A 26,555-nucleotide genomic window follows, 5' to 3' on the forward strand; every position below is an offset into this window, starting at 1 on the left:
ATGATCGGTCTCAACAGACGACATTCCTGTCTCAAATCCAATAAGAAGGCTTAAGACGTCCATGAGAATCACAGCAGTCAACGTCCAGGTGTTTTCCTACCCGACCCGCCGCGCAGTCGACAGCGCCGGCCATGCCCACCCCGGTGATGTCACCCAGGCGCAGATGGCTTTGCTGCGCATCCAGACTGAAGACGGCCAGGAAGGTTTTGCGTTCGGCGCCCCTGAATTGATCCGCCCGTATGTGCTGGATGGGTTCGTGCGCAAAGTGCTGGTGGGGCAGAACGCCTTTGATCGCGAAAAGATCTGGCAGGACCTCGCCCATTGGCAGCGTGGCAGTGCCAGCCAACTGACCGACCGCGCCTTGGCTCTGGTTGAGCAGGCGCTGTGGGATTGGGCGGGGCGCAAACTCGGCGTGCCGGTGCACAAGTTGATTGGTGGTTTCCGCGACAAGGTGCCGGCCTACGGCTCGACCATGTGTGGCGACGAGCTGCCCGGCGGCCTCGCTACCCCCGAAGATTACGGGCGCTTCGCCGAGACCCTGGTGCAGCGCGGCTACAAGGCCATCAAGCTGCACACCTGGATGCCGCCGGTGTCCTTCGCGCCGAGCCCGCGCATCGACGTCAAAGCCTGCGCGGCCGTGCGTGAAGCGGTTGGCCCGGACATCGCGCTGATGCTCGACGGTTACCACTGGTACAGCCGCACCGAGGCGCTGTACATCGGTCGCGAGCTGGAGAAACTCGACTTCGCCTGGTTCGAAGAACCGATGATGGAAGAGTCCGCCGAGTCCTATGCCTGGCTCGCAGGGCAGCTGGATATTCCGGTGCTTGGCCCGGAAACCCTGTCCGGCAAACACCTCGCTCGCGCCAGTTGGGTCAAGCACGATGTGTGCGATATCTTGCGTGCCGGTGTTGCGGGCGTCGGCGGCATTGCGCCGTGCCTGAAGGTCGCGCACCTGGCCGAATCGTTTGGCATGGACTGCGAAATTCACGGCAACGGCGCTGCCAACCTGGCGGTGGTCGGCGCGATCAAGAACTGCACTTGGTATGAGCGTGGCCTGTTGCACCCGTACCTGGACTACGACGAAGTACCGGCCTACCTCAATCGCCTGGTGGACCCGATGGACAACGATGGGTTTGTGCACCTGTCCGACGCGCCGGGCCTGGGCGAAGACATCAATTTCAACTACATCGAGACCAATACGCTCAAGAGCTTCTGACGTGTAAACGGTCAGTTCGGCATACGTTGAGCTGGCCGAGAGCCCTATAAATATAAAAAAGGCACTCTCGCTATGAACATATTCCCTTCGCTGTGGGCGCGGGTATTCGTTGCCGCCCTGGCCGTTACCGCCGTACCTGCAAGCTTTGCCAAAACCCCGGCCGATCAGCTGATCGTCGGCATGAGCATGATCAATCTGCTGTCCCTCGACCCGGCGGCCGCCACCGGCCTGGACGTGTCGGAAATCAACGCCAACCTGTATGACATGTTGCTGGTGCAGGACGTCGCCCAGCCAGATCGCCTGGTACCGGCGCTGGCCGAGCGCTGGCAGGTCAGTGAAGACCGCAAGACCCTGACCTTCAACCTGCGCAGTGGGGTGAAGTTCCAGTCCGGCAATGACTTGAGCGCCGAAGACGTCGCCTGGTCGCTGCACCGGGTGCTCAAGCTCAACCTCGCGCTGGCCTCCACCTGGAAGGCCTACGGGTTCACCGCCGAAAACGTCGAGCGCTACATGCGCGCCACGGATGCCAATACGTTCGTGATCGAACTGCCACGGCCGACCGATCCGCTGCTGGTGCTCAACACCCTGGCGACCTCGCCGAGTGCGTTCATCCTCGACCGCAAAAAAGTCCTCGAACACCAGAAAGGCAGCGACATGGGCGCCGCCTGGCTGGTGACCCACGCCGCCGGCAGCGGCGCATTTGTGCTCAATGACTGGCGCGCCAACGATGTCATCCTGATGACCCGCTTCGACGGTTACTGGGGCGGCCCGGCCAAGCTCAAGCGCATCGTGATGCGCAACATGACCGAGTCGCAGTCGTTGCGCCTGATGATCGAGCGCGGCGACCTGGACATTGCCAAAGGCATGTCGGCGCCGGACATCGAAGCCCTGCAAAAAAGTGACAAGGTGCGCACCCAGACCCTGCAACGCGGCACCCTGTATTACGTGGCCCTGAGTGTGAAGCAGCCGATGTTCGCCGATGCGCGTGTGCGCAAGGCCGTGCGTTCGCTGATCGACTACCAGGGCATCAACCAGACGGTCATGCCTCATTACGGCGTGATCAACCAGCGGCCGATGCCATTGGGTCTGGCGGCGCGCCTGCCGGATCCCGGCTACAAACTCAGCGTCGAGCAGGCCAAGGCCTGGCTGGCTGAAGCCGGTTACCCGAACGGCTTCAAGACCACCATTCGCGTGCTGGCCGAACCGCCCTTCATCAACATTGCCTCCAACCTGCAATCGACCCTGGCCCAGGCCGGTATCGAAGCCAGCATCATTACCGGCACCGGTAACCAGATCTACGGCGCCATGCGCGAGCGCACCTTCGACATCATCGTCGGTCGCGGCGGTGGCGGGGCGGAGCGTCATCCCCATTCCAGCCTGCGCACCCTGGTGTACAACCCGGATAACCGCGATGAAGCCAAACTGACCAACTTCCAGGGCTGGCGCACCTCGTTCTACAGCCCTGAACTGAACCAGTTGATTGAGCATGCAGAAGTCGAACCGGATGCCGACAAACAACTGACGCAGTACCGCGAGATCCAGGCGCAGGTCGATCAGCAGGTCGGGGCCATTTTGCCGGTCTCGCAGATGACCGACACCGTGGTGGTGTACACCGACGTGGCCGACTTCCAGGGCCACACCGCTGCGACCACGCGCTACAAAGACGTCTACAAAAAGCGCTGATCGATTTACCAGGAGCTCACTATGTTTGTTATGACTGCCTCTGTCATGGGCGCTCGCGCTTCCAATACCCTACGGCGCGCCAGCACCGTGCTGGTGACGTTGCTCGGCCTGTTGGCGCTGACCTTTATCATCGGCCGGGTCATGCCGCTTGACCCCGTGCTGGCGGTAGTCGGGCCGGACGCCGACAGCTCCACCTACGACCAGGTGTACCGGTCGATGGGCCTCGACAAGCCGATCTGGACCCAGTTCGGCCTTTACCTCAATGACCTGCTCCACGGTGATTTCGGCAATGCGCTGCTCACCGGCCACCCAGTGCTGGATGACATCCTGCGCGTGTTCCCGGCGACCATCGAACTGGCCACGTTGGCGATCCTGTTCGGCGTGCTGATCGGCTTGCCGCTGGGCGTGTGTGCGGCGAGCAATCAAGGTCGGCTCGGCGACCACGTGGCGCGGGTGATCACCCTGTTCGGTTATTCCACACCGATTTTCTGGCTGGGCATGATGGGCCTGCTGGTCTTCTACGCCTGGCTCGGCTGGGCTGGCGGCGCGGGGCGCATCGACCTGGCCTACGACGGCATGGTGCCCGAGGTTACCGGCCTGTTGCTGATCGACACCTCACTCGCCCGCGACTGGGATGCCTTCGCCAGCGCTCTGCGGCATATCGTGTTGCCGGCGCTGATCCTGGGCCTGAACTCGGTGGCGTACATCAGCCGCATGACCCGCAGTTTCATGCTGGAGCAGTTGTCCCAGGAGTACATCATCACCGCACGGGTCAAGGGTTTGTCCCGGCGCCAAGTGGTGTGGGGGCATGCGTTTCGCAACATCCTCGTGCAGTTGCTCACCGTGGTTGCGCTGGCCTACGGCTCGCTGCTCGAAGGTGCAGTGCTGATCGAAACCGTGTTCGCCTGGCCGGGGTTCGGCCAATATCTCACCAGCAGCCTGATGCTCGGTGACATGAACGCGGTGATGGGCTGCGTGCTGGTGATCGGCCTGATTTTCGTCGCGCTCAACCTGATCAGCGATGCCTTGTACAAGGTGTTCGATCCGCGCACTCGTTAAGGCGCTACGCAAAAAAACTATAAAAAGAAGGATTCTTTAATGACGACTGTATTTTCGAAACTGCACCTCGGCCTGCTGACCGCCATCCTCGCCCTCGGCCCGATGACCCTGGCCAGCGCCAAGACCCCGGCCGATCAGCTGATCGTCGGCATGAGCATGGTCAACCTGTTCTCCATCGACCCGGCCAACGCGCCCGGCCTGGATGCGTCAGGCGTCAATGCCAACCTTTACGACACGCTGATCAAGCGTGACCAGGGCAACCCGGAAAAACACCTGCCGCAACTGGCCGAACGCTGGGACATCAGCGAGGACGGCAAGCAGGTGACGTTTTATCTGCGCCAGGACGTGAAATTCCATTCGGGCAACCCGCTGACCGCCGAAGATGTGGCGTGGTCGCTGTACCGCGTGATGAAGCTCAACTTCGGCCTGGCGACCACCTGGAAAGCCTATGGCTACAGCGTCGACAACATTCAGGCGCTGATCCGCGCCACGGATGCCCACACCCTGGTGGTCGACCTGCCGCAGACCATGGACCCCTTGTTGTTGGTGGACTCCCTGGCGATCTCGCCCAGCGCCGTGATCGTGGACCGCAAGACCGCCCTGGCCCATGAAAAAAACGGTGACCTCGGCGCCGGTTGGCTGGTGACGAACGAGGCGGGTAGCGGCCCCTTCGTGCTGACCAAATGGAGCGCCAACGACTCGCTGCTGCTGACGCGTTTCGATGGCTACTGGGGCGGCGCGGCCAAGCTCAAGCGCGTGGTGGTGCGGCACATGACCGAGTCCCAGTCCCTGCGCCTGATGCTCGAACGCGGCGATCTGGACCTGGCCTACGGCATGGCCGCACCGGACATTCGCGCCATCGACGGCTCGGACAAGATCCAGGTGCAGTCGCTGCCACGCGGCACCATGTACTACGTCGCCATGAGCATGAAGCAGCCGGAATTCGCCAAGCCCAAGGTGCGCGAAGCGGTGCGCAACCTGATCGACTACAAAGGCCTGGACCAACAAGTGATGCCGTATTACGGCAAGCTCAACCAGCAGCCGATGCAGTTGGGCCTGGAAGCGCGGCTGCCGGATCCCGGCTATCACATGGACGTGGCCAAGGCGAAAGCCCTGCTGGCAGAGGCCGGTTACCCCGAGGGCTTCAACACCACCATTCGCACGCTGTCGGAGCCGCCGTTCATTGATATCGCTGCGCGCTTGCAAGCCACGCTGGCCGAAGGCGGGATCAAGGCCAGTATCGTCACCGGTACCGGCAACCAGGTGTACGGCGCGATGCGCGCGCGCAATTTCGAGATCATCGTGGCCCGTGGCGCCGAGCGTTACCCGCACCCGTATTTCAGCCTGCGCACCTTTGCCTACAACCCCAACAACAGCGATGACGCCGGCCTGCCGAACTTCCAGGGCTGGCGCGCTTCGTTTTTCAATCCGCAGATCAACAGCCTGATCGACCAGGCCGGCGTGACGCGTGATTCGGCGCAGCGGGTCAGCCTGTACCACCAGGCGCAAAACCTTTACGACCAGCAAGTGGGGCCGATCCTGATGATTTCGCAGATGACCGACACCGTGGTCAGCGCTGCCGACGTCAAGGGCTTCACCGGTGACGATGCCGAGGCCACCCGTTACCTGGGTGTCTACAAGCAGCGTTGAGTGCTTCCAGAATTCACACAGAGAAGATGCTTATGAATGCCAATCTGTCTTCCATCGAATCGGCGACGAAGCGCCCGGTGGATCGCTCGCCAGGCTCCAGCTTCGATGCTTTTTGCAAGAGTGGCCTGCGGGTGTTGCGTCACCTGTTGCGCAACCCCATGACCCTGGCAGGCCTGCTGGTGGCGCTGCTGTTGGTGGTCGTCGCGGCCTTTGCGCCGTGGATCGCCACCCACGATCCGGTGGCGCAGAATCTTGCCAATGCCTTGCAGGCACCGGGCTCGGCGCATTGGTTCGGCACCGATGAATATGGCCGGGACATCTTCAGCCGGCTGGTCTACGGCTCGCGGATCACGCTGTACATCATTGGTCTGGTGACGGTGATTGTGGGGCCGATCGGGTTGTTTATCGGCACCGTATCGGGCTACTTCGGTGGCGCGGTCGACACCGTGTTCATGCGCCTGACCGACATCTTCATCTCCTTCCCCAGCCTGGTCCTGGCCCTGGCCTTTATCGCGGCGCTCGGCCCTGGCCTGGAACATGCGGTGGTGGCGATAGCCTTGACCTCCTGGCCGCCGATTGCGCGGCTGGCGCGGGCTGAAACCCTGTCCTTGCGTAACGCTGATTTCGTCGTCGCGGTGGAGCTGCAAGGCGCCTCGCCGGCGCGGATTATCCTGCGCCATATCGTGCCGATGTGCCTGTCCTCGGTGATCATCCGCCTGACCATGAACATGGCGGGGATCATCCTCACCGCTGCGGCACTGGGCTTTCTAGGCCTGGGCGCCCAGGCGCCGCTGCCGGAGTGGGGCGCAATGATCTCCACTGGCCGCCGCTACATGCTCGAATGCTGGTGGCTGGTGGCGGTGCCAGGGGCGGCGATCATGCTGGTCAGCCTGGCTTTCAACCTGTTGGGCGATGGCCTGCGGGACATCCTTGATCCGCGCAGCGAATAATCGGAGGAACACCTGATGTCCGCCATCAAACTGAATGTCGAAGGGCTTAACGTGCGCTTCGTCAGTGGCCAGAAAGAAACCCACGCCGTGCGCGATGTGTCCTTCACCTTGGGCCGTGAAAAACTGGCGATTGTCGGTGAGTCCGGCTCCGGTAAATCCACCGTGGGCCGCAGCCTGCTCAAGCTGCATCCGCCCAGCGCCAGGATCACCGCCAAGGCCATGGCGTTTGGCGAGGTCGACCTGCTGTCGGCCAGTGAAAAAGCCATGCAGAAGATTCGCGGCCAGCGCATCTCGATGATCATGCAGGACCCCAAGTATTCGCTGAACCCAGTGGTCAAGGTCGGCGACCAGATCGCCGAAGCCTACTTGGCCCACCACAAGGCCAGCCGCAGCGATGCCCGTGAGCGCGTGCTGCAGATGCTGGAGCAGGTGCACATCCGCGACCCGCAGCGCGTCTATAACCTGTACCCCCACGAAGTCTCCGGCGGCATGGGGCAGCGCATCATGATCGCGATGATGGTGATCACCCGTCCGGAAGTGATCATCGCCGACGAGCCCACCTCGGCTCTGGATGTCTCGGTGCGCCAACAAGTGCTCAACGTGCTGGAAGAGTTGGTGGACCAGCAGCAGATGGGGCTGATCTTCGTCAGCCACGACCTCAACCTGGTGCGCAACTACTGCGACCGCGTGCTGGTGATGTATGCCGGGCGCGTCGTCGAATCCCTGGCCGCCTGTGACCTGCACTACGCCGAGCACCCCTACACCCGTGGCCTGCTGGCCGCGCTGCCGAGCATGGATAACCGCCGTGCGCACCTGCCGGTGCTCAAGCGCGATCCTCTCTGGCTGACCCAATAAGGAACCCGACCATGCCCATGATCCAAGCGCACGCCTTGAACCTGAGCTTCGGCACAGGCGCTGCCATCAACCAAGTGCTGCACGATGTGAGCCTGAGTGTCGCCGACGGAGAATCGTTCGGCCTGGTGGGGGAGTCCGGCTCGGGCAAGACCACCGTGCTGCGCTGTCTGGCCGGACAATACCGGCACTGGAACGGCGAGCTGAGCATTGCCGGCGCGCCGTTGCATCACAAAATTTCCAAGGAGCACTTTCGCAAGGTGCAAATGGTCTTCCAGGATCCTTACGGCTCCTTGCACCCTCGACACACCATCGACACCGCATTGCGCGAGCCGCTGATTATCCACGGGGTAGGGGACAAGGACGACCGCATCAACGAGATCCTGCTCAAGGTTGGCCTGAACGACAGTTTCCGCTTTCGCTACCCGCACCAACTGTCCGGCGGGCAGCGCCAGCGCGTGGCAATTGCGCGGGCCTTGATCCTGGAGCCACGGGTGCTGTTGCTGGATGAACCGACCTCGGCGCTGGATGTGTCGGTCCAGGCCGAGATCCTCAACCTGCTGGCGGACCTGCGTCAGCGCGAGAAACTCACCTACTTGCTGGTGACCCATGACCTGGGCGTGGTGACTCACTTGTGCGACCGGGTGGCGGTGATGCAGCACGGCAAGATCGTCGAACTGCTCGACTGTCAGGCCCTTAGCCAGGACCAGGCGGAGCACGATTACACGCGCATGCTGGTGCAGGCCAGCCGTGACTTCAGTCAGGAGTCCGAGCGGCGACGTGTAGGCTAAAAGCGCTAGTCATCATATGACTGTGCTTTGGTTCATTTATTTATTGATGTGAATAAACGCTTATTTCATTGGGTTTAATGGCATTTTAACCATGAAAGGCGTTTAGAGGGTGGCATTACTATTTTTGTAGTTGTACGATGACATACCTCTTAAGATATTCCATTCAAATTTCGAATAAAGGTTTGCGAACATGACGCCACAAGAACTAAAAACAGTCCTGTCTTCCGGCTTGCTCTCGTTCCCGGTCACCGACTTTGATGCCGCCGGCGACTTCCGCGCCGACACCTACGCTCGCCGCCTGGAATGGCTGGCGCCTTATGGCGCCAGTGCGTTGTTCGCGGCAGGGGGCACCGGGGAATTCTTCTCCCTGGAGTCCAAGGAATACACGCAGATCATCAAGACTGCCGTGGACACCTGCAAAGGTCAGGTGCCGATCCTCGCCGGTGCCGGTGGCCCGACGCGCCAAGCCATCGCTTACGCCCAGGAAGCCGAGCGCCTGGGCGCCGCGGGTATTTTGCTGATGCCCCATTACCTCACCGAAGCCAGCCAGAAGGGCTTGGTGGCGCACGTTGAGCAAGTGTGCAACTCGGTGGATTTCGGCGTGGTGGTGTACAACCGCAACCTGTGCCGCCTCAACGCCGACAGCCTGGAACAGCTGGCCGAGCGCTGCCCGAACCTGATCGGCTTCAAGGATGGCATTGGTGAGGTCGAATCCATGGTCAGCATCCGCCGTCGCCTGGGCGACCGCCTGACCTACCTCGGCGGCCTGCCGACTGCCGAAGTCTACGCCGCTGCCTACAAAGCCCTCGGCGTGCCGGTCTATTCCTCGGCGGTGTTCAACTTCATCCCGAAAACCGCGATGGACTTCTACCGCGCCGTGGCTGCCGACGACCACGCGACCGTGGGCCGTTTGATTGATGATTTCTTCCTGCCGTACCTGGCGATTCGCAACCGCTGTGAAGGTTATGGCGTGAGCATCGTCAAGGCCGGTGCGCGTTTGGTTGGCCATGACGCCGGCCCGGTACGTGCGCCGCTGACCGACTTGCTGCCCGATGAAGTGGAGCAACTGGCGGTGCTGATCGAGGCCCTCGGCGCCCAGTAAGGCGAGTACGAACCTCCAATGTAGGAGCTGTCGAGCCCCAGCGAGGCTGCGATGGGATCGCTGCGGTGTGTCGGCAAAACCGAGTCGCCTGCATCGCAGCCTCGCTAAAGCTCGACAGCTCCTACGGGGATTGCTGGGGGAATAGATTCAACCTTCCTCAATCGCAGCCAATACCTCGAAGCTTCCACGCAACAGATGCAGCCCTTCAACGTGAATACCGGCAAAAACAAGGAGAACAACATGCCGTATAAACCCTCAGCGCATTGCGCGCTTGCCCTTATCGCCCTCGGTTGCAGCCCGCTGTCCTGGGCGCTGCAAGCACCGTCAAAACTGCAAGTACCCACCCTGGCCTATGACGATCAGCAGATCATCCTGGTCTGGGAGAAGCCTGCCGATCATGGCGGCATCCAGGATTACCACGTGTACGCCAACGGCGTGTTGTTGGGCAGTGCCAACGCCAACAACGATCAGGTGTCACCGGCCAAGCCCTATATCGACCAGTTCTACCGCCAGGACACGGCCAACTTCCACCATCGCATCGGCATCCACAGCTACACCGCCCAAGGCTTGAAGCCCGACACGGCCTACCGTTTCACCGTGCGTTCGGTGGACGCAAACGGCAAGGAGTCGGCAGACAGCGCCCCCGTACAGCAACGTACCACCCAGGTTGCGGCGCTGTTTGACGTGAAGAAATACGGCGCCAAAGGCGACGGTAGCCACCTTGATACCCTGGCGATCCAGAACGCCGTCGATGCCTGCACCCCAGGCTGCAAAGTCCTGCTGCCCAAAGGTACCTATAAAAGCGGCGCGCTCTACCTCAAGAGCAACATGACCCTGGAGATCGCCGAAGGCGCGACCCTGCTCGGTTCCGAACGCGCTGAAGATTACCCATTGGCCGGTTATATCCAGTACCCGTATTCCACCACCGTGCGCCCAGCCTCGCTGATCAACGCGTTGCCCCGCGATCCGCGCCAGCATCAAACGTTCGAAAACATCCGCATCGTCGGCAAGGGCACCCTCGACGGCAACGGCTGGAAGCGCAACGCCGACGTCATCGACGAGCGCGGCCAGGCGCTGCCGTTCTACCTGCCCAGCGACAACACCCGCTATGCCCAGGACGGCATCCTCGCCAAGGCCCAGGTCGAGCAAGCCGTGGCACGGGGCATGAACGTCAAGGACGCCTATGGGCAGATGCGTTCCTCGTTGATCACCCTGCGCAACGTCAAGAACGTGTTCTACGGCGGCTTCACCGTACTCAACCCGGCGTTCCACGGCATCATGAACCTGGAGACTGAAAACGTGGTGCTGGCCAACACCACCCACAAGACCTACGACGCCAACAACGGGGACGGCATCGAATTCGCCAACAGCAAGGGCGCGATGGTCTTCAACAACTTCTTCGACACCGGCGACGACTGCGTCAACTTCGCCGCCGGCACCGGTGCGAATGCCGTGCACCAGTCGCCTCAGGAAGATGCGTGGATTTTCAACAACTACTTCCGCAAGGGCCACGGCATGGTGGTGGCTGGCAGTCATACAGGCGCATGGATCCAGAACATCCTGGCTGAAGACAACGTCTCCGACGGCACCGACGCCGGGCTGCGCATGAAAAGCACCAACTTCATGGGCGGTGGTGCGCGCAACGTCACCTTCCGTGATTCGGCGATTCGCAACACGGTCAAGCAGGCCTTCATCTTCACCCTTGACTACAACGACCCCAACGCCAAACTCGACTACGAGCGCTCAACAATTGCCGGGCAGTTCAAGGACATCCGCGTGAGCGATGTCAGCGTGGAAAACGCCCAAGGCGCGGCGATCGAAGTCAAGGGCGATGCTGCGCACAGCGCCTACCATGAGGGTTTGGTGTTTGAGCGCGTACGTTTCAGCGGCGCGGCCAAGGCGCGTATCGATGGGTTGAAAGACTCACGCTTCGAGCACGTGGTGTTCAGCCAGACCGGCGGCGCCAATCCGTGGCAAGTGAGCGGTAGCCAAGGGGTGGTCTTCAAGGACGTGCAACCGACGCCCTGAACCACCATATTCTTGTGGTGAGCGGCTTTTGTGGTGAGCGGGCTTGCCCCGCGCTGGGCTGCGTAGCAGCCCCAAAACCTTCACCTCGCTTAATTCTGGCACTCTGCGGTGGCCTTGTTGGGGCTGCTGCGCAGCCCAGCGCGGGGCAAGCCCGCTCACTACAGGGTTGTGTGACATTAGCCAGCAGTTACGTATAAAGATTGATAGCATTGGGCCACTTATCTCGAGTATTCCTTATGCTTCCTGGCCATATCCGCGTACTTGTCCTGGGCCTCGTGTTGATGCTGTCTAGCCTGTCCGCCCTGGCGGCCAATACCCCTTGCTCCGGTCGTAAGGGGGGCATTGCCGGGTGTGATGGCGATGTCTTCCTCTGCAACGACGGTTCCATCAGCGCCTCGAAAAGAAGTTGCACCGCCTATACCGGCAACCGCTTGGCACGCCCCGCTGTGCAACCGCTGCAAGGTCGTTCAGAGAGCTGCAGCTGCGGTAGCGGTACGTACTGCACCGGGCCACGGGGCGGGGTGTTCTGCCTCACGCCCTCCGGACAGAAAAGTTATCGGCGCCACTGACCGCTAAATAGTTGGCTGTGGCGGAAATGAGGGACGAAATAGCGGTTTGCCATTCAATTTTCATAAAAGCGTAACAATGCTGCTGCAAAGTTCCGGGAGCCCGTAATCACAAGGATTTCCCTGAATGAAACGTCTGATGAAGTCTGCTGCACTCGCCGTTGCGGTTTCTCTCAGTGCCACCTCGGTATTTGCTGCCGAAAACGTCCGTCTGACAGGTTCTGGCGCCAGCTTCCCTGCGCCGATCTACCTCACCTGGTTCAAGGATTTCAGCAAGAAGACCGCTGGTGTCACGGTTGACTACCAATCCAAGGGGAGCGGGGCGGGTGTCCAGGACTTCCTGAACAAAACCGTGGACTTCGCCGCCAGTGACTCGGCCATGAAAGATGAAGACATCGCCAAGGTCGCCGAAGGCGTGCAGCTTCTGCCGATGACCGCGGGCGAGATCGTGCTGGCGTTCAACCTGCCAGGCAATCCCAAAGAGCTGAAGTTGCCCCGCGATGTGTACTCCAACATCTTCCTGGGCAAGATCACCAAGTGGAACGATCCGCAGATCGTCGCCGCCAACCCTGACCTGAAGATGCCGGATATGCCGATCACCGTGGTCGTGCGTGCAGACTCCAGCGGCACCACTGCGGTATTCACCAAGCACTTGGCGGCCATCAATCCGCAGTTCCAGAAGGACCTGGGTGAAGGCAACACCGTTAACTGGCCCGCCAGCGACAAATTCATCAAATCGCCGAAGAACGACGGTGTGACCGCCACCGTACGCCAGACTCCGGGCGCGATTGGCTACATCGAATACGGCTTCGCCAAACTGGCCAAGGTTAACTTTGCCCAGCTGCAGAACAAGGCCGGCAAGTACGTGGTCCCTAACGCCGAAAGCGGTGCCGAAGCGCTGGCCGCAGTGAAGATGCCGGAAAGCCTGGTGGCCTGGCTGCCGGATCCGGACGGTGCCAAGTCCTACCCGATCACGTCCTACACCTGGATGATCTTCCGCAAGGACAACGGCAACCCGGCCAAGGCCAAAGCCATGCGTGACATGGTCGAATACAGCCTGACCGAAGGGCAGAAAATCGCCGACTCGATGGGCTATATCCCGCTGCCGCAATCGGTGGTTGATCAGGTTCGCAAAGCGTCCGCCAACATTCAGTAACGCTCGTGTGGCCTCTCTTGGCGGGCGCTGTGAGCCCCGCCGGGAGAGTTACCCCCTTGTTCCGGAATCAGCCAATGAACACACCGTTTGTCGTACCGGGTAACCCGGACTCTGCCTGCCAGCCACCTTCGACGAAGGATTTCCTGGTTGATCGCACCTTCCGTGCGCTTGCGCGGATAGGCGTGGTGCTGGTGCTGGCGCTGGTGTTTGCGCTGGTGTTTGAAGTGGGGCGCAAGGCCCTCCCAGGCATGGAGAAGCACGGCTTTGACGTGCTGTTCGGCAGCGTCTGGGATGTCAATCAAGGCAAGTACGGCATTCTGCCGGCCATCTGGGGCACGCTCTACAGTGCCTTTATCGCGTTACTGATCGCCGGTGTTTTTGGCGTCAGCATGGCGATTTTTCTCACTCAGGATTTCTTGCCGGCGAAGCTGGCGGCGGTGTTTCGTACCATCGTCGAACTGCTCGCGGCCATCCCCAGCGTCGTTTACGGCCTGTGGGGCATTTACGTGGTCATCCCGGCGATTCGGCCGCTGACCGCATGGTTGAACAGCGAACTGGGCTGGATCCCTTTTTTCGGCACCTCGTTGAGCGGGCCGGGGCTGCTCCCAGCCGCGCTGGTGCTGGCGATCATGATTCTGCCGACCATCGCGGCCGTGTCCCAGGACGCCCTCACCGCCGTCCCCATGAAAACCAAGCAGGCCGCCTACGGCATGGGCACCACCCACTGGGAAGCGATTCTCAAGGTGATGGTGCCGTCCGCCGCTACCGGCATCTTCGGTTCCCTGGTGTTGGGCCTGGGCCGCGCCCTCGGTGAAACCATGGCGCTGGCCATGCTGGTGGGCAACGCCAACAACATCTCGCTTTCGCTGTTCGCGCCGGCCAACACCCTGGCGGCGTTGCTGGCGCTGAACTTCCCCGAAGCCGGGCCGAACGAGATCGAGGTGCTGATGTACGCCGCACTGGTGCTGATGTTGATTACGCTGATCGTCAACATCTTCGGCTCCATGATCATGATGTACGCCCAACGGGGTAATAAGTGATGACTGATCTTTCTGCTGCAACCGACCTGACGTCTCCCGCCGGTGCGCTGCCCAGCCTGCAACGCCGGTTCGAAGGCCGTGCCCTGCGCAGCCTGGTGTTGACGACCCTGGTGTGGACCGGCGCGCTGCTGGCCAGCGTGCCGCTGATTTCCGTGCTCTACATGCTGATCATGCGCGGCGGGGCGCGCCTGAGCCTTGAAGTATTCACCGAACTGCCGCCCACCGGTTTCGAGACCGGCGGCGGTTTCGGCAACGCCATGGCGGGTACCTTCGTGATGGTTGGCATCGCGGCAGCCATTGCGGTGCCGGTCGGCATCATGGCGGCGATCTTCCTCGCCGAACTGGGCCCGGAGAGCAAACTGGCGAACGCCGCGCGCTTTGCCGCGAAGATGCTCACCGGCCTGCCTTCGATCCTGGCCGGTGTGTTTGCCTACGCCCTGGTGGTGATGACCACCGGCACCTACTCGGCCCCGGCCGGTGGTGTAGCGCTGGCGGTGCTGATGCTGCCCATCGTGGTGCTGACCGCTGAAGAGTCGATGCGCATGGTGCCCAAGATCATGAAGGACGCCGCCTACGGCATGGGCTGCACCCGCTCCCAGGTGATCTGGAAAATCGTCTTGCCCACCGGCCTGCCGGCCATCCTCACCGGCGTGATGCTCGCCGTGGCCCGCGCCGCAGGCGAAACCGCGCCGCTGTTGTTTACCGCGCTGTTCAGCAACTACTGGATCTACCACGACGGCAGCCTGGCGGTGATGAACCCGACGGCTTCGCTGGCCGTGCTGATCTACAACTTCTCCGGCATGCCCTTCGACAACCAGCTTGAACTCGCCTGGGCGGCGTCGCTGGTACTGGTAATGATCGTGCTGGTCGTGAACATCGTGAGCCGTATTTTCGGCAAGCCAAAGTATTGAAAACGGGAGCACCTGAATCTTGAACGTATCAACTGCGCAAATAGCCGCTCCGTTTGTCACCCAGGCGCCTGTGGTCATGGACTGCAAGCTGGACAAGATCTTCTACGGCAACTTCATGGCTGTGCGTGACAGCCATGTGCCGATCGAAAAGAACAAGATCACCGGCTTCATCGGGCCGTCCGGCTGCGGTAAAAGTACCGTGCTGCGCAGCCTCAACCGTATGAACGACCTGGTCAAAGGCTTCCGCTTCGAGGGCCATGTGCACTTCCTCGGGCAGGACGTCTACGGCAAGGGCGTGGACCCGGTGGTGGTGCGCCGCTATATCGGCATGGTGTTCCAGCAGCCGAACCCGTTCTCCATGAGCATCTTCGATAACGTGGCCTTTGGCCTGCGCCTGAACCGCTACAAAGGCGACCTGGGCGACCGCGTCAAGCACGCCCTGCAAGGCGCCGCGCTGTGGGATGAGGTCAAGGACAAGCTCAAGGTCAGCGGCCTGTCGCTGTCCGGTGGCCAGCAGCAGCGCTTGTGCATTGCCCGCGCCATCGCCACCGAGCCGGAAGTGCTGTTGCTCGACGAACCGTGCTCGGCGCTTGACCCGATTGCCACGCGCCGGGTCGAAGAGTTGATGGTCGAGCTGAAAAAGGACTACACCATCGCCCTGGTGACCCACAACATGCAGCAGGCCATCCGTGTGGCCGACACCACGGCGTTTTTCTCGGTGGATATTTCCCAGGGCACGCGCACCGGCTATCTGGTTGAGATGGGCCCAACGGCGCAGATTTTCGAGAACCCGCGCGAGCAAATGACCGGGGACTACATCACGGGTAAGTTCAGCTGATGCCTGCAACGCGACGCCTTGATCTGCCTGCGATTGAACGCGCACTGCGTGAGGTGCAGCAGCGCTTTGCCGCGCTCAGCCAGGACTTCACCGAGCCACGCGACCCACTGACGGACGAAGTGCTGCACAACGTGCTTGAAGGCTATGCGCTGATTGACGATTATGTGGCGCGGGGCGTCGACCTGTTTGACCTTCAGCAACTGAACCTGATGCTGGAGATCAACGCCACCGTACTCTGTGGCAGCGACCCGAGCCGTCGCCTGGAATACGCCCAGCACCTGGCGGCGACCGAAGAACACTTCTTCAACAACGTCGAGGGCGGCATCAAGGACTTGTACAACTGGTACTGCGCGTATCGCAGTGAATCGGTGTGGAAGCGCGCAGCCGGGGTGTATGTGCGCATCCTCAGCAAGCCGCAGTTGTTTATTGAAGGCAACCACCGCAGCGGCTCGCTGATCGTCAGCTATCTGCTGATGCGTGCGGGTTTGCCGCCGTTCGTGCTGTCGCTGGAGAACGCCGAGGGTTACTTCAACCCGTCGTCGGTCATCCGCAACTCAGCCAAACATGGAGTCAAGGCGTTGTACGAATTGCCCAAGATCAAGAAAAAATACGCCGCCTTCCTGGAAGAACAGGCACCGGATCCAATGAGGTTTTTTCTCCAGGACACGCCCTTGCCCGCCTATCAAGGGGGCCATTGATGAGCGGTTCTCGCCTGTTCGCCAGGGCAGGGCAGGCCATGCAGCGCCTCCTCCCGACGCAGTTGCTCAAGCGCCCGCGCATCCGTATTTCATTCGACATAGACGACACCCTGGCCTGCCAGCTCCACCACTGCGACGTCGAGCCGAGCCGGCTGCCAGCCTGCGTGCACCGCTGGCTGGGTGAGCCGCTGCGCATCGGCACACGCTCCCTGACCCGCGAACTGCGCCGCCAGGGTTGCAGCGTCTGGGTCTACACCTCGTCCGGGCGTACGCCGTCCTATATCCGGCGCTGGCTGATGCTGTACGGCATCCGCGTCGACGGCGTGGTCAACAGCGTGCTGCACAACCAGGCGCTGACGGCGCACGGGCTGTCGAACGCACCGTCGAAATTCCCACCGGCCTTCGACATCGACCTGCATGTGGATGACTCCGAAGGCGTGCACAGTGAAGGCCAGGACCACGGTTTTCGCGTAGTCGTGGTGGACCCCCAGGATGAGCAGTGGGCGCAGCGGGTATTGGATGCCGTCGCACAGCTTCAGGCACAGCTAGCCCGTCAGCAACCGCACCGGCACACACCAACCCCGCAGAGCGCCCGCGGGCTTTTTCTGCCTGAGGCGCTTTGACCGCCAGGTATGCCCTGGTCGACCTCGGTATAAGCCTTGGTCAATCGACCGATCTGGATGTTCCCAGCACTCGATTCAGCTCGCCAGCGACAGCGATGAGCTGCTGTTCAAGCGCTTCAACCTCAGAGAGGCTGATGCCATTGTTGATAACGTGCAGGGTTTTAGCCCGCTTCCTGGGGGCGGGAGCCAGATTGTGTGCTTGTTGCGAAATCAACGCCTGACGCAACAGATTGTTGATCACGGTCTGATAGCCCGTACCGGCGCTTTCGGCGCGTTCACGGGCGGCTTCGATTACCGCGTCGTCAAGCATGATGGTGATGCGGGTCTTGCCCTTGTTGCTGGCGACAGCACCACGTTTGCCGTGGGTGAAATCGTATTCGTCTTTCATTGTTCAAGCCTCCAGATAACGACGCCGTTCATTTCTTGATGCGAGCCTGGCGCTGATAACGCGTACGAAATTTGGATCGCGATAAGTGTACGTCACTACCAGAATTCGTCCCCTCGCGTCGCTGCCCATGGTCACCCAGCGCTCTTCATCGTGATCGGGGTCTTGTATGGTCAGGGCCATCTCATCGTTGAACACCGGTTCTGCGTCGGCCAGGGTTATGCCCTTGTGCTTTTGCTGATTTGCGATGTTTTTTGCCTCGTCGTATTGAATCCTGAATCTCTTCATTATGCATACTTTATATGTATTAAAAAGCAGTTGAAGAAACCGTCAGTCAGGAAGATGGCCAGCTATATAGCGGTAGTGTGAATTTGCCATGTTCCGCTCGGTCAGTTGGGTCTCGATCTTGCTGAAATTGCCAACATATTTGCGCGCGTAATGGCCAATCCGTTACGTAGAAGGATTCTGTTTTGATTGTCAGAATAGGCGAACTTGAGCCGGCGAGTAGTCAGATAGGTCAGCGTGCACGGGGCCGGGTCAATACCAAGTTTGTGCACATTGCCCTTTATTCCGCGGCGTGCTCAGGTTAATGACCACGCCGTGGAAAGGGTCGCAAGAGCGACCTTCAACGCATATGCAAAATAATCGGGCTGCTGCTTGCCGGGTCTGTATGCCCGCGTAGTTTGCCCACCGCCTTGGCGTCCACCGCGCCGCCCTGGTTACCCCAAGTACTGCGCACAAACGTCAGCACCTCGGCGATTTCCTGGTCGGACAATTGCTCGCGAAACGCCGGCATGCGGTAGGCATCCGGCACGCCAGCGGCGACCACGCGTTGTGCGCCATTGAGGGTGATGTTGATCGCTGACGCCGTCTCCTTGACCAAGGCCGAAGTGGCGCCCGCGAGAGGTGGCATCCACTCGGGCTGGCCTTTGCCGTCTGCGCCATGGCACGAGGCGCAGCGGGTGGAGTAGGTGTGGGCGCCGGGGACGTCCTGGCGCACGGCGGCGGTTACGTACTGCCAAGGCGTGCCGTCGCGCTGCGGGTCGCCGGGCAGCGACTTGAGGTAACGGGCGATGGCGGCCAGGTCGTCGTCGGCCATGAACTGCGTGGAGTTGTTGAACGCTTCGGTCATCGAGCCATAGACCACCGCGTGCTGGTTGCGGCCGGTCTTGAGGAACTGCACGATCTGCGGCTCGCTCCAGCGACCCAAACCGCTGTTGGGGTCCTGGCGCAGGCTGGGTGCGTACCAGCCATCGAGCAGGGCGCCGGCGAGGAACGGCTTGCCGGATTCATCCAAAGCCTTTTCGTTAAAAGCCAGGCCGCGCGGTGTGTGGCAACTGCCGCAGTGGCCTGGGCCTTGGACGATATAGGCGCCGCGATTCCACAGCGCGTCCTGGTTGGGGTTGGCGGCGTAGGTGGCGGTCGGTGCAAACACGCCGTTCCACAGGGCGATGGGCCAGCGCATGTTCAGCGGCCAGGGAATATCGCTGGGGATATTCGGCTGGTTGGCCGGTTGCACGCCTTTCATGAAAAACGCGTACAGCGCCTGGATATCGTCGTCGCTGAGCTTGGCATACGACGGATAGGGCATGGCCGGATAGAGCCGGCGGCCGCCCGGTGCCACGCCGTGACGCACTGCGCGATCAAAATCGGCCAGGCTGTAAGTGCCGATCCCGTGGGTGCGGTCCGGGGTGATGTTGGTGGCGTGAATCGCTCCCAACGGCGTGGCCATTTCCAGGCCACCGGCGAACGGTGCCTTGCCGGCCAGGCTGTGGCAGGCCACGCAGTCGCTGACGCGGGCGACGTACTCGCCACGACTGACCAGGGCCGGGTCGGCACTGGCTGCCTGTGGCGCTTCAAACGGTGTAGCGGGTTGGCGGCTGACATACCAGGCCAGCAGGCCGGCGGCGACGACGCAGGGCAGCGCGAGCCAGCCTACGGTTCTTGCGAATCGACGGTTGTTCATGGGCGGTCTCGCTCGGTTAGCTGAAGGTGTGTCGGCTTAATGGCAGGCTGCGCACGCGCTGGCCGGTCAATTGCGCCACCGCGTTGACCACGGCCGGCGCCACAGCGGGGAGCGGAGGCTCACCGATGCCGCCCATCTTTTCACCACTCTCGATGATCTTTACATGCACCTGCGCCATGCGGGACGGCGGCAGGATCGGGTAAAGGTCGTAATTGCGCGCCCGTGGCTTGCCGTCCACGTACACCGCTTCCTCCAGTAAGGTTTGCGACAGGCCCAGGGCCACCGCGCCGTTGACCTGCGCCTGGACAATCGCCGGGTTGACGATGCTGCCAGGGTCGATGGCTTCCCAGATGTGGTGCACTTTTACCTGGCCGTGTTCAATCGACACCTCGGCAATCACCGCAGCGTGGGAGCCGAACGGCGAGGCCATGGCCACGCCACGCGCCCGTCGTGTGCCGTCTTCGGCGGTGTAGGGGCCGCGTTTCCAGCCGCCGGACAACTCGCCCACCGCCTTGAGCAAGGTGGTCAGCCGGGGGTTGTCACGCAGCAGATGCAGGCGCAACTCATAGGGGTCGCGCTTGCCCTGGTCCGCCAGTTCATCGAGGAACGCTTCGTAGAAGAAGTCATTCAGCGAGTTACCCACCGAGCGCCAGTAGCCGAGCATGGCCGGGCCTTTGACGTAAATCTGCGCGATGCGTTTGTTGGGGATGGCGTAGCTCTTGCCCGACAAACCTTCGAGGGCGGTGGGGTCGAGTTTTTCGCCCTGTTTGCCGGCGATGGCTTCGCTGGGGCCTTCGGTGGCGCTGACCGCTTCGATGGCGACGGGCAGGCCGTCGGCATCCAGCGCGGCGCGGAACTTGACCACCGCAACCGGGCGCAGCACATCGCGCAGGAACTCTTCTTCACGGCTCCAGATCAGCTTGACCGGACGGCCCACCGCCTTGGCCAGGGCAATGGCCTGCGGGTAAGGGCTGGCCGAGTCATACAGGAAGTGCCGACCGAAAAAACCGCCCAGCAGCGGCGAATGCAGGTTGATCTGCTCGGGCGCCAGGCCGGTGCGCTTGGCGATGTCGGCACGGAACATGTCCGGCGCCTGGTTAGGCAGCCAGATGTCCAGGGTGCCGTTGGGGTTGAAACGCGCCAGGGCTGAAGGCGGCTCCAACTGGGCGTGGTTGACGTACTGGTTGTGGTAGGTGGCCTCGACCTGGGTCTTGGCGTTTTTCAGTGCGCCGGCCACATCGCCTTCGTTTTCGTCGTCACGGGCCGGGCCTTGCTGGGCCGCGAGGAAGTCGCGAAAACCATCGCTGGAAAAGTCAGCGGGCATGGCGCGGACTTTGGAGTCGGCAGTCGGTTCCAGCCAGTCGACCTGGATGGCTTCCACCGCACGCTTGGCATGCCACCAGCGTTCGGCGACGACCGCCACGGCGCCGGGCAGTTGATGCACCGAGTGCACGCCGGGCATGGCTTCGACCTGCGCCTGGTTGCGCAGGCTGCCCACGGTCATGCCCAGGCGCGGCGCGTGCTGCACGGCGGCGTGGAGCATGTCGTCGACTTTCAGGTCGATGCTGTACAGCGCTTTGCCGGTGGATTTGTCGTAGGCGTCTACACGCTTGACCGGTTTACCGATCCAGCGGAATTGGCTCGGATCGCGCAGGGTGATGCTTGCGGCGTCAGGCACTGGCATGTCCAGGGCGCGGCTGGCCAACTCGCCGTAGCCCAGGGAACGGCCGGATGCAGCGTGAATCACGCGGCCGGGTTGGGTGGTCAGCTCACCCACGGGCACACCGAGTTGCTCGGCACCGGCCTGCAACAACATGGCGCGGGCGAGGGCACCGAGGCGGCGCATGGTCGGGTAGCTCATGCGCACCGACATGCTGCCGCCGGTGATGCGCATGCCGTTGTCCATCACCACATAGGCTTCGCCGGGTGGCGCGGCTTCGACGATGAACGTAGCCGGGTCGGCGTCGAGTTCTTCGCCGACAATCTGCGCCATGGCGGTGTGGGTGCCTTGACCGCCTTCCATAAAGGGGCTGAGCAAACGCACAGTGCCGTCCGGGCGAATCTCCAGGAATGCCGGCACCTGCGTACCGCGTTCGGCTGCGGTGCCGGTGGCCGCCTGCACCCGGCCCGAGCCGAGTGGCAGGCCGAAACCGATGACCAACGCACCCACGGCGGTACTCGCCAGGAAGCGCCGACGCGACAGGTTGACAGGCTCACCCGGGATGAATGCTGGCGTATTCATCAGGCAGTCTCCTTCCCGGTGGCCAAGTGATCCATGGCGGCATGGATGGCGTTGTAGGTGCCGCACCGGCACAGGTTGACCATCGCCGCGTCGATCTGCTCCTTGGTGGGTGCGGGCGTGTGCTTGAGCAGCGCGGTGGCGGCCATCACTTGCCCGGACTGGCAATAACCGCATTGCGCGACCTGGTGCTCGACCCAGGCGCTGACCACGCGCTTGCCCACGTCATCGGCTTCGATGGCCTCGATGGTAGTGATTTCGCGACCAACGACCCCGGCCACCGGGGTGACGCACGAACGCACCACATTGCCGTCCACCAGCACCGAACAGGCGCCGCACTGGGCCAGGCCGCAGCCGTATTTGGTGCCGGTCATGCCCAGATTGTCGCGGATCACCCACAGCAGGGGCGTGTCGGCTTCGGCATCGACCTGATAGGCCTTTTGGTTGATACGTAATTCCATGGCTGGCTCACCTGCTGATCATCGGTTGGTGGTGCTGATTTCTTATAGGAGTGGTGCGACTGCAAGTCGCCCATCGTCGAACTCTAGACCACTGCGCGGGGCGGATCTATGCCATAGCCGTGATGTTCAGAGGATCAGGCAAGGATTCAACAGGATTGGGTGGCTGAGGGGGGTGGAGGCCGGCTTTTCTGTGGTGAACCGATTGTCTGTGGTCGACAGGCTTTCTGTGGTGAACCGATTGTCTGTGGTCAACAGGCTTTCTATGGTCAACAGGCTTTCTGTGGTGAGCGGGCTTTCTGTGGTGAGCGGGCTTGCCCCGCGCTGGGCTGCGCAGCAGCCCCAAAACCTGCCACCGAGATTTACCGGAAGAAATGCGGTGTTCTTGATGGGGCTGCTGCGCAGCCCAGCGCGGGGCAAGCCCGCTCACCACAAGAGCCAGAGCCAGAGCAAGAGCAAGAGCAAGAGCAAGAGCAAGAGCAAGAGCCAGAGCAAGAGCAAGAGCCAGAGCAAGAGCAAGAGCCAGAGCCAGAGCAAGAGCAAGAGCAAGAGCAAGAGCAAGAGCAAGAGCAAGAGCAAGAGCAAGAGCAAGAGCAAGAGCAAGAGCCAGAGCAAGAGCCAGAGCAAGAGCAAGAGCCAGAGCAAGAGCCAGAGCCAGAGCCAAAGCCAGAGCAACAACAGCCGATGTTCGCCGCTCTTCAGGCCCACCCCTCGCGCACTGCACTGCGAATCCCTTCCAGCAGCATCGCAAACGCCGGGTTGTCGTTGTTTTCGCGCCAGATCAGGTGCAGTTCGCTCTGCGCGCCTTCGCCCAGGTCGATGTCGCGGAACACCACGTTCTTGAACACCACGCTGCTGGCGCAACGGGGCACCAGGGCCAGGCCCATGCCGGCGTTGACCAGCGCGAGGATGGTCAGGGACGAGCCGAGCCACTGCACATAGTCCGGCGCGACGCGGGCCGAGCGCAGCAGGCCGGTGAGCAGTTCGTTGAACGGCGGGTAGGCGGCGTGGGCGTACATCAGGAAGGGTTGGGCGTCGAGGTCGTGCACGCTGACCGTCTGCGCCTTGGCCAGCCGATGGCTGCTCGGCACCGCCAGCACGAAGGGCTCGCGCACCAGGCATTCGGTGGCGTAGCCCGGTTCCAGCAGGGGCGCACGCACGATGCCGAGGTCGATGCGCCGGGCGCGCAGGGCTTCGTACTGCTGGTAGGTGTTCATCTCGGCCAGGTCGATCTTGACGTGGGGCTGCTTGAGCCGCGCTTCGGCGATCACCTTGGGCAGGAACTCATACACCGCGCTGCCGACGAAGCTGATAGTGACCGTGCCGATATCGCCCTCGGCAAAGCGTCGCGCAGTGACGGCCGCTTGCTGGGCCAGCTCCAGCAGGTTCTGCGCTTCGATGAAAAACGCACGGCCCGCTGCGGTGAGAGCGACGCTGCGGGTGGTGCGGGTAAAAAGCTCCACGCCCAGGTGGTGCTCCAGCAATTGGATCTGCCGGCTCAGTGGCGGCTGGGTCATGTTCAGCCGCTCGGCAGCACGACGGAAATTCAGCTCGGTGGCCACGGTGGTGAAGCAGCGCAGTTGCGTCAGCTCGAACATTGATCTAATCCCGGTATCAATCGAATGCCAAGTTAGATTAGACGGGAACAATCCCCGGCGTCCATGATCCCTGCGTCCCTTAAAAAAACAATGAATGGGAGTTGCCCGTGGATACCCTCCAGAATCCGCCAGACCCGAGCGTGCTTGCCCGCGCGGCCGCCAAGGTCAAGCGTCATGTCCTGCCGCTGTTCGTGGTGATGTTCATCGTCAATTACATCGACCGGGTCAATATCGGCTTTGTGCGCAGCCACATGGAGACTGACCTGGGCATTGGCGCGGCCGCCTATGGCTTGGGCGCCGGGTTGTTTTTCATTGGTTACGCGATCTTCGAAGTGCCGTCCAACCTGCTGCTGCAACGCTACGGCGCACGGGCCTGGTTGACGCGCATCATGTTCACCTGGGGCGCGGCGGCGATGGCCATGGCGTTTGTGCAGGGCGAAACCAGCTTCTACATCCTGCGCTTTATCCTCGGTGCCGCCGAAGCCGGGTTTTTCCCGGGGATCATTTATTACTTCACCCAATGGTTGCCGGCCGCCGAGCGCGGCAAGGCGATGGCGATTTTCCTCAGTGGCTCGGCCATCGCCTCGGTGATATCCGGGCCGGTGTCGGGGGCGTTGCTCAATGTCAGTGGCCTGAGCCTGCATGGCTGGCAGTGGATGTTCCTGATCGAGGGCTTTGCCTCCATCGTGCTCTGCGGGTTCGTGTGGTTCTGGTTGCAATCCCATCCCCATCAGGCCAAGTGGCTCAGCGACGAAGAAAAGCACGTATTGGTCGCCGCCATTGCGCTGGAGCAGCAGGCCCGTGAGGCGAGCCAGAGCGTGCGGCCGTCGATGTTCAAGTTGCTCGCCGACAAACAGATTGCGCTGTTCTGCTTCATCTACTTCTCCATCGCCCTGACCATCTACGGCGCCACGTTCTGGCTGCCGAGCATGATCAAGAAAATGGGCAACCTGGGGGACTTTCAGGTAGGGCTGTTCAACTCCATTCCCTGGTTGATTTCCATCGTCGCCATGTACGGTTTTGCGTCCCTGGCCAGCAAGTGGAAGTACCAACAGGCGTGGGTGTCGCTGATGCTGGTGATCGCCGCGTTTGGCATGTTCATGTCCACCACCGGAGGGCCGGTGTTTGCCTTTGTCGCCATCTGTTTTGCGGCGATTGGTTTCAAGGCCGCCTCGGCGTTGTTCTGGCCGATTCCCCAGGGTTACCTGGATGCACGCATCGCCGCGGCGGTGATTGCCTTGATCAATTCGGTAGGCAACCTGGGCGGCTTTGTCGCGCCCACCACCTTCGGTTTGCTGGAGCAGACCACCGGCTCCATCGAGGGCGGCCTGTATGGCTTGGCGGCCACTTCGCTGGTGGCGGCGGTGGTGGTGTTTTTTGCCCGCACCGCGCCTCGGGGCACGGTGCCGCCTGCGTCCAAATCTTCCACTCATCCTCACGCCTTGCGTTCCGGTCCACAGGGAGCCGCCTCTTGAAAATTGTCCGCGTTACCGTCACCCCGATTGCCTTCCGTGACCCGCCACTGCTCAACGCCAGCGGTATTCATGAACCCTTCGCGCTGCGCTCGATCATCGAGATCGAGAGCGACACGGGCTACATCGGCCTGGGGGAAAGCTACGGCGATGCCCCGGCGTTGGCGATCCAGCAGCAGGTGCAGTCACAGCTGATCGGCCTTGACCCGTTCAACCTCAACCAATTGCGCGCCATTGTGCAGGCCACCGTCGCCGCGCATAAACCGGCGAGCCTGGCCGGTGCCGAACTGGCACCGGGCTCCCATGCGAGCAAGGCGGTGAGCAATGCGTATTCGGCGTTCGAGGTGGCGTTTCTCGACCTGCAGGCGCACTCGCTGAATGTGCCGTTGGTGGACCTGCTCGGCGGTGCGATCCGCGATCAGATCCCGTTCAGCGCCTACCTGTTTTTCAAATATGCGCGGCACATCGATTCACCCTACAAACCCGACAGCTGGGGCGAAGCGCTTGATGAGCAACAGATCGTCGCCCAGGCGCGGCGCATGATCGACACCTACGGCTTCAAAAGCATCAAACTCAAGGCCGGTGCACTGCAACCCGAACATGAAGTGTCCTGCATCAAGGCCCTGAAAAAGGCCTTCCCCGGCGTGCCGCTGCGCATTGACCCGAACGGCAACTGGTCCCTGGAAACCTCGATTCGCATGGCCGAACTGCTCGGCGACGACCTGCAATATTACGAAGACCCGACCCCCGGCCTGGACGGCATGGCCGCGTTGCACAAACGCACCGGCCTGCCCCTGGCGACCAATATGGTGGTCACCGACTTCGACGAATTTCGTCGCAGCGTGGCGCTCGACAGCGTGCAGATCGTGCTCGCCGACCACCACTATTGGGGCGGCCTGCGCGACACCCAGGCACTGGCGAAAATGTGCCAGACCTTTGGCCTGGGCGTGTCGATGCATTCCAACTCGCACCTGGGCATCAGCTTGATGGCCATGGCCCACGTGGCCGCATCGGTGCCCAACCTCGACTATGCCTGCGACACCCATTACCCGTGGCAAGAGCCGGACGAAGAGGTGATCAAGGGCGGCAAACTGCCGATTGTCGACGGCTGCGTAACGATCACCCGCGCGCCGGGCCTGGGCCTGGAATTGGACCATGACCAATTGGGCAAGCTGCATGACCAGTACCTGACGTGTGGCATTCGCCAGCGCGACGACGTGAAACAGATGCAGCGCTATCAACCGGATTGGAAAACCGTCAAACCACGTTACTGA

24 protein-coding genes are annotated in these 26,555 nt (G+C 61.8%); 18 read left to right on the forward strand and 6 right to left on the reverse strand.

Going from position 1 to position 26,555, the window contains the following annotated elements; genetic code table 11:
- Positions 1-61: 61 nt before the first annotated feature.
- From DNK50_RS14215 to DNK50_RS14290, 16 genes are all read left to right on the forward strand, one after another.
- A complete protein-coding gene (locus DNK50_RS14215) occupies positions 62-1,216 on the forward strand; it encodes a mandelate racemase family protein (RefSeq protein ID WP_099584514.1) in 1,155 nt (384 codons plus the stop codon).
- Positions 1,217-1,288: 72 nt separating this feature from the next.
- Positions 1,289-2,899 carry an ABC transporter substrate-binding protein gene (locus DNK50_RS14220; protein WP_112194670.1) on the forward strand — a complete coding sequence of 537 codons (1,611 nt, stop codon included), beginning with the start codon at positions 1,289-1,291 and terminating at the stop codon, positions 2,897-2,899.
- Between the two features lie 45 nt (positions 2,900-2,944).
- Complete coding sequence (locus DNK50_RS14225; RefSeq protein WP_371929521.1) at positions 2,945-3,958, forward strand: ABC transporter permease; 1,014 nt, start codon at positions 2,945-2,947, stop codon at positions 3,956-3,958.
- 39 nt (positions 3,959-3,997) lie between these two features.
- Complete coding sequence (locus tag DNK50_RS14230; protein WP_112194672.1) at positions 3,998-5,608, forward strand: ABC transporter substrate-binding protein; 1,611 nt, start codon at positions 3,998-4,000, stop codon at positions 5,606-5,608.
- Positions 5,609-5,640: 32 nt separating this feature from the next.
- Complete coding sequence (locus tag DNK50_RS14235) at positions 5,641-6,558, forward strand: ABC transporter permease (RefSeq protein ID WP_160385064.1); 918 nt, start codon at positions 5,641-5,643, stop codon at positions 6,556-6,558.
- 15 nt (positions 6,559-6,573) lie between these two features.
- Positions 6,574-7,413, forward strand: coding sequence for an ABC transporter ATP-binding protein (locus tag DNK50_RS14240; protein WP_099584518.1), 840 nt, complete (start codon positions 6,574-6,576; stop codon positions 7,411-7,413).
- Between the two features lie 11 nt (positions 7,414-7,424).
- Positions 7,425-8,201, forward strand: a complete 777-nt coding sequence (locus DNK50_RS14245; RefSeq protein WP_112194674.1) for an ABC transporter ATP-binding protein — start codon at positions 7,425-7,427, stop codon at positions 8,199-8,201.
- 190 nt (positions 8,202-8,391) lie between these two features.
- Complete coding sequence (gene kdgD, locus DNK50_RS14250) at positions 8,392-9,303, forward strand: 5-dehydro-4-deoxyglucarate dehydratase (RefSeq protein ID WP_099584520.1); 912 nt, start codon at positions 8,392-8,394, stop codon at positions 9,301-9,303.
- A 240-nt stretch (positions 9,304-9,543) separates the two neighbouring features.
- The gene (locus DNK50_RS14255) at positions 9,544-11,331 is read left to right on the forward strand and encodes a glycosyl hydrolase family 28 protein (RefSeq protein WP_112196941.1); all 1,788 of its coding nucleotides are present in this window, start codon (positions 9,544-9,546) and stop codon (positions 11,329-11,331) included.
- A 281-nt stretch (positions 11,332-11,612) separates the two neighbouring features.
- Positions 11,613-11,900 carry a hypothetical protein gene (locus tag DNK50_RS29160; RefSeq protein WP_371926573.1) on the forward strand — a complete coding sequence of 96 codons (288 nt, stop codon included), beginning with the start codon at positions 11,613-11,615 and terminating at the stop codon, positions 11,898-11,900.
- A gap of 124 nt (positions 11,901-12,024) precedes the next feature.
- Complete coding sequence (gene pstS / locus DNK50_RS14265; RefSeq protein WP_099584522.1) at positions 12,025-13,053, forward strand: phosphate ABC transporter substrate-binding protein PstS; 1,029 nt, start codon at positions 12,025-12,027, stop codon at positions 13,051-13,053.
- 74 nt (positions 13,054-13,127) lie between these two features.
- On the forward strand, positions 13,128-14,093 hold the full coding sequence (gene pstC / locus DNK50_RS14270; RefSeq protein ID WP_099584523.1) for a phosphate ABC transporter permease subunit PstC: 966 nt from the start codon (positions 13,128-13,130) through the stop codon (positions 14,091-14,093).
- Positions 14,093-15,004 carry a phosphate ABC transporter permease PstA gene (gene pstA, locus DNK50_RS14275; protein ID WP_099584524.1) on the forward strand — a complete coding sequence of 304 codons (912 nt, stop codon included), beginning with the start codon at positions 14,093-14,095 and terminating at the stop codon, positions 15,002-15,004. Before pstC ends, pstA begins: the two co-directional genes overlap by 1 nt.
- Positions 15,005-15,080: 76 nt before the next feature.
- Positions 15,081-15,842, forward strand: coding sequence for a phosphate ABC transporter ATP-binding protein PstB (gene pstB / locus DNK50_RS14280; protein ID WP_217284518.1), 762 nt, complete (start codon positions 15,081-15,083; stop codon positions 15,840-15,842).
- Positions 15,842-16,540 carry a hypothetical protein gene (locus tag DNK50_RS14285; protein WP_112194676.1) on the forward strand — a complete coding sequence of 233 codons (699 nt, stop codon included), beginning with the start codon at positions 15,842-15,844 and terminating at the stop codon, positions 16,538-16,540. The genes pstB and DNK50_RS14285 overlap by 1 nt, the downstream gene beginning before the upstream one ends.
- The gene (locus DNK50_RS14290; RefSeq protein WP_099584527.1) at positions 16,540-17,163 is read left to right on the forward strand and encodes a hypothetical protein; all 624 of its coding nucleotides are present in this window, start codon (positions 16,540-16,542) and stop codon (positions 17,161-17,163) included. The genes DNK50_RS14285 and DNK50_RS14290 overlap by 1 nt, the downstream gene beginning before the upstream one ends.
- Before the next feature lie 40 nt (positions 17,164-17,203).
- Here DNK50_RS14290 and DNK50_RS14295 read toward each other — a convergent pair whose 3' ends face one another.
- From DNK50_RS14295 to DNK50_RS14325, 6 genes are all read right to left on the reverse strand, one after another.
- Complete coding sequence (locus DNK50_RS14295; protein ID WP_112194678.1) at positions 17,204-17,551, reverse strand: BrnA antitoxin family protein; 348 nt, start codon at positions 17,549-17,551, stop codon at positions 17,204-17,206.
- A gap of 3 nt (positions 17,552-17,554) precedes the next feature.
- A complete protein-coding gene (locus DNK50_RS14300; protein WP_112194680.1) occupies positions 17,555-17,836 on the reverse strand; it encodes a BrnT family toxin in 282 nt (93 codons plus the stop codon).
- Positions 17,837-18,173: 337 nt separating this feature from the next.
- Entirely contained in the window at positions 18,174-19,514 is a 1,341-nt protein-coding gene (locus tag DNK50_RS14305; RefSeq protein WP_112194682.1) for a cytochrome c, read from the reverse strand.
- Positions 19,515-19,530: 16 nt separating this feature from the next.
- Positions 19,531-21,756, reverse strand: a complete 2,226-nt coding sequence (locus DNK50_RS14310; protein ID WP_112194684.1) for a molybdopterin cofactor-binding domain-containing protein — start codon at positions 21,754-21,756, stop codon at positions 19,531-19,533.
- Positions 21,756-22,214, reverse strand: coding sequence for a (2Fe-2S)-binding protein (locus tag DNK50_RS14315; protein ID WP_099584532.1), 459 nt, complete (start codon positions 22,212-22,214; stop codon positions 21,756-21,758). The genes DNK50_RS14310 and DNK50_RS14315 overlap by 1 nt, the downstream gene beginning before the upstream one ends.
- A gap of 695 nt (positions 22,215-22,909) precedes the next feature.
- Positions 22,910-23,809 carry a LysR family transcriptional regulator gene (locus DNK50_RS14325; RefSeq protein ID WP_099584533.1) on the reverse strand — a complete coding sequence of 300 codons (900 nt, stop codon included), beginning with the start codon at positions 23,807-23,809 and terminating at the stop codon, positions 22,910-22,912.
- A gap of 107 nt (positions 23,810-23,916) precedes the next feature.
- Between DNK50_RS14325 and DNK50_RS14330 the strand changes: the two genes are divergently transcribed.
- Both DNK50_RS14330 and DNK50_RS14335 read left to right on the forward strand, forming a co-directional pair.
- Positions 23,917-25,284, forward strand: coding sequence for an MFS transporter (locus DNK50_RS14330; protein WP_099584598.1), 1,368 nt, complete (start codon positions 23,917-23,919; stop codon positions 25,282-25,284).
- A complete protein-coding gene (locus DNK50_RS14335) occupies positions 25,281-26,555 on the forward strand; it encodes a glucarate dehydratase family protein (RefSeq protein ID WP_112194686.1) in 1,275 nt (424 codons plus the stop codon). The genes DNK50_RS14330 and DNK50_RS14335 overlap by 4 nt, the downstream gene beginning before the upstream one ends.

Source organism: Pseudomonas sp. LG1E9 (assembly GCF_003290225.1).
Classification (GTDB): Bacteria; Pseudomonadota; Gammaproteobacteria; order Pseudomonadales; family Pseudomonadaceae; genus Aquipseudomonas; species Aquipseudomonas cyclaminis.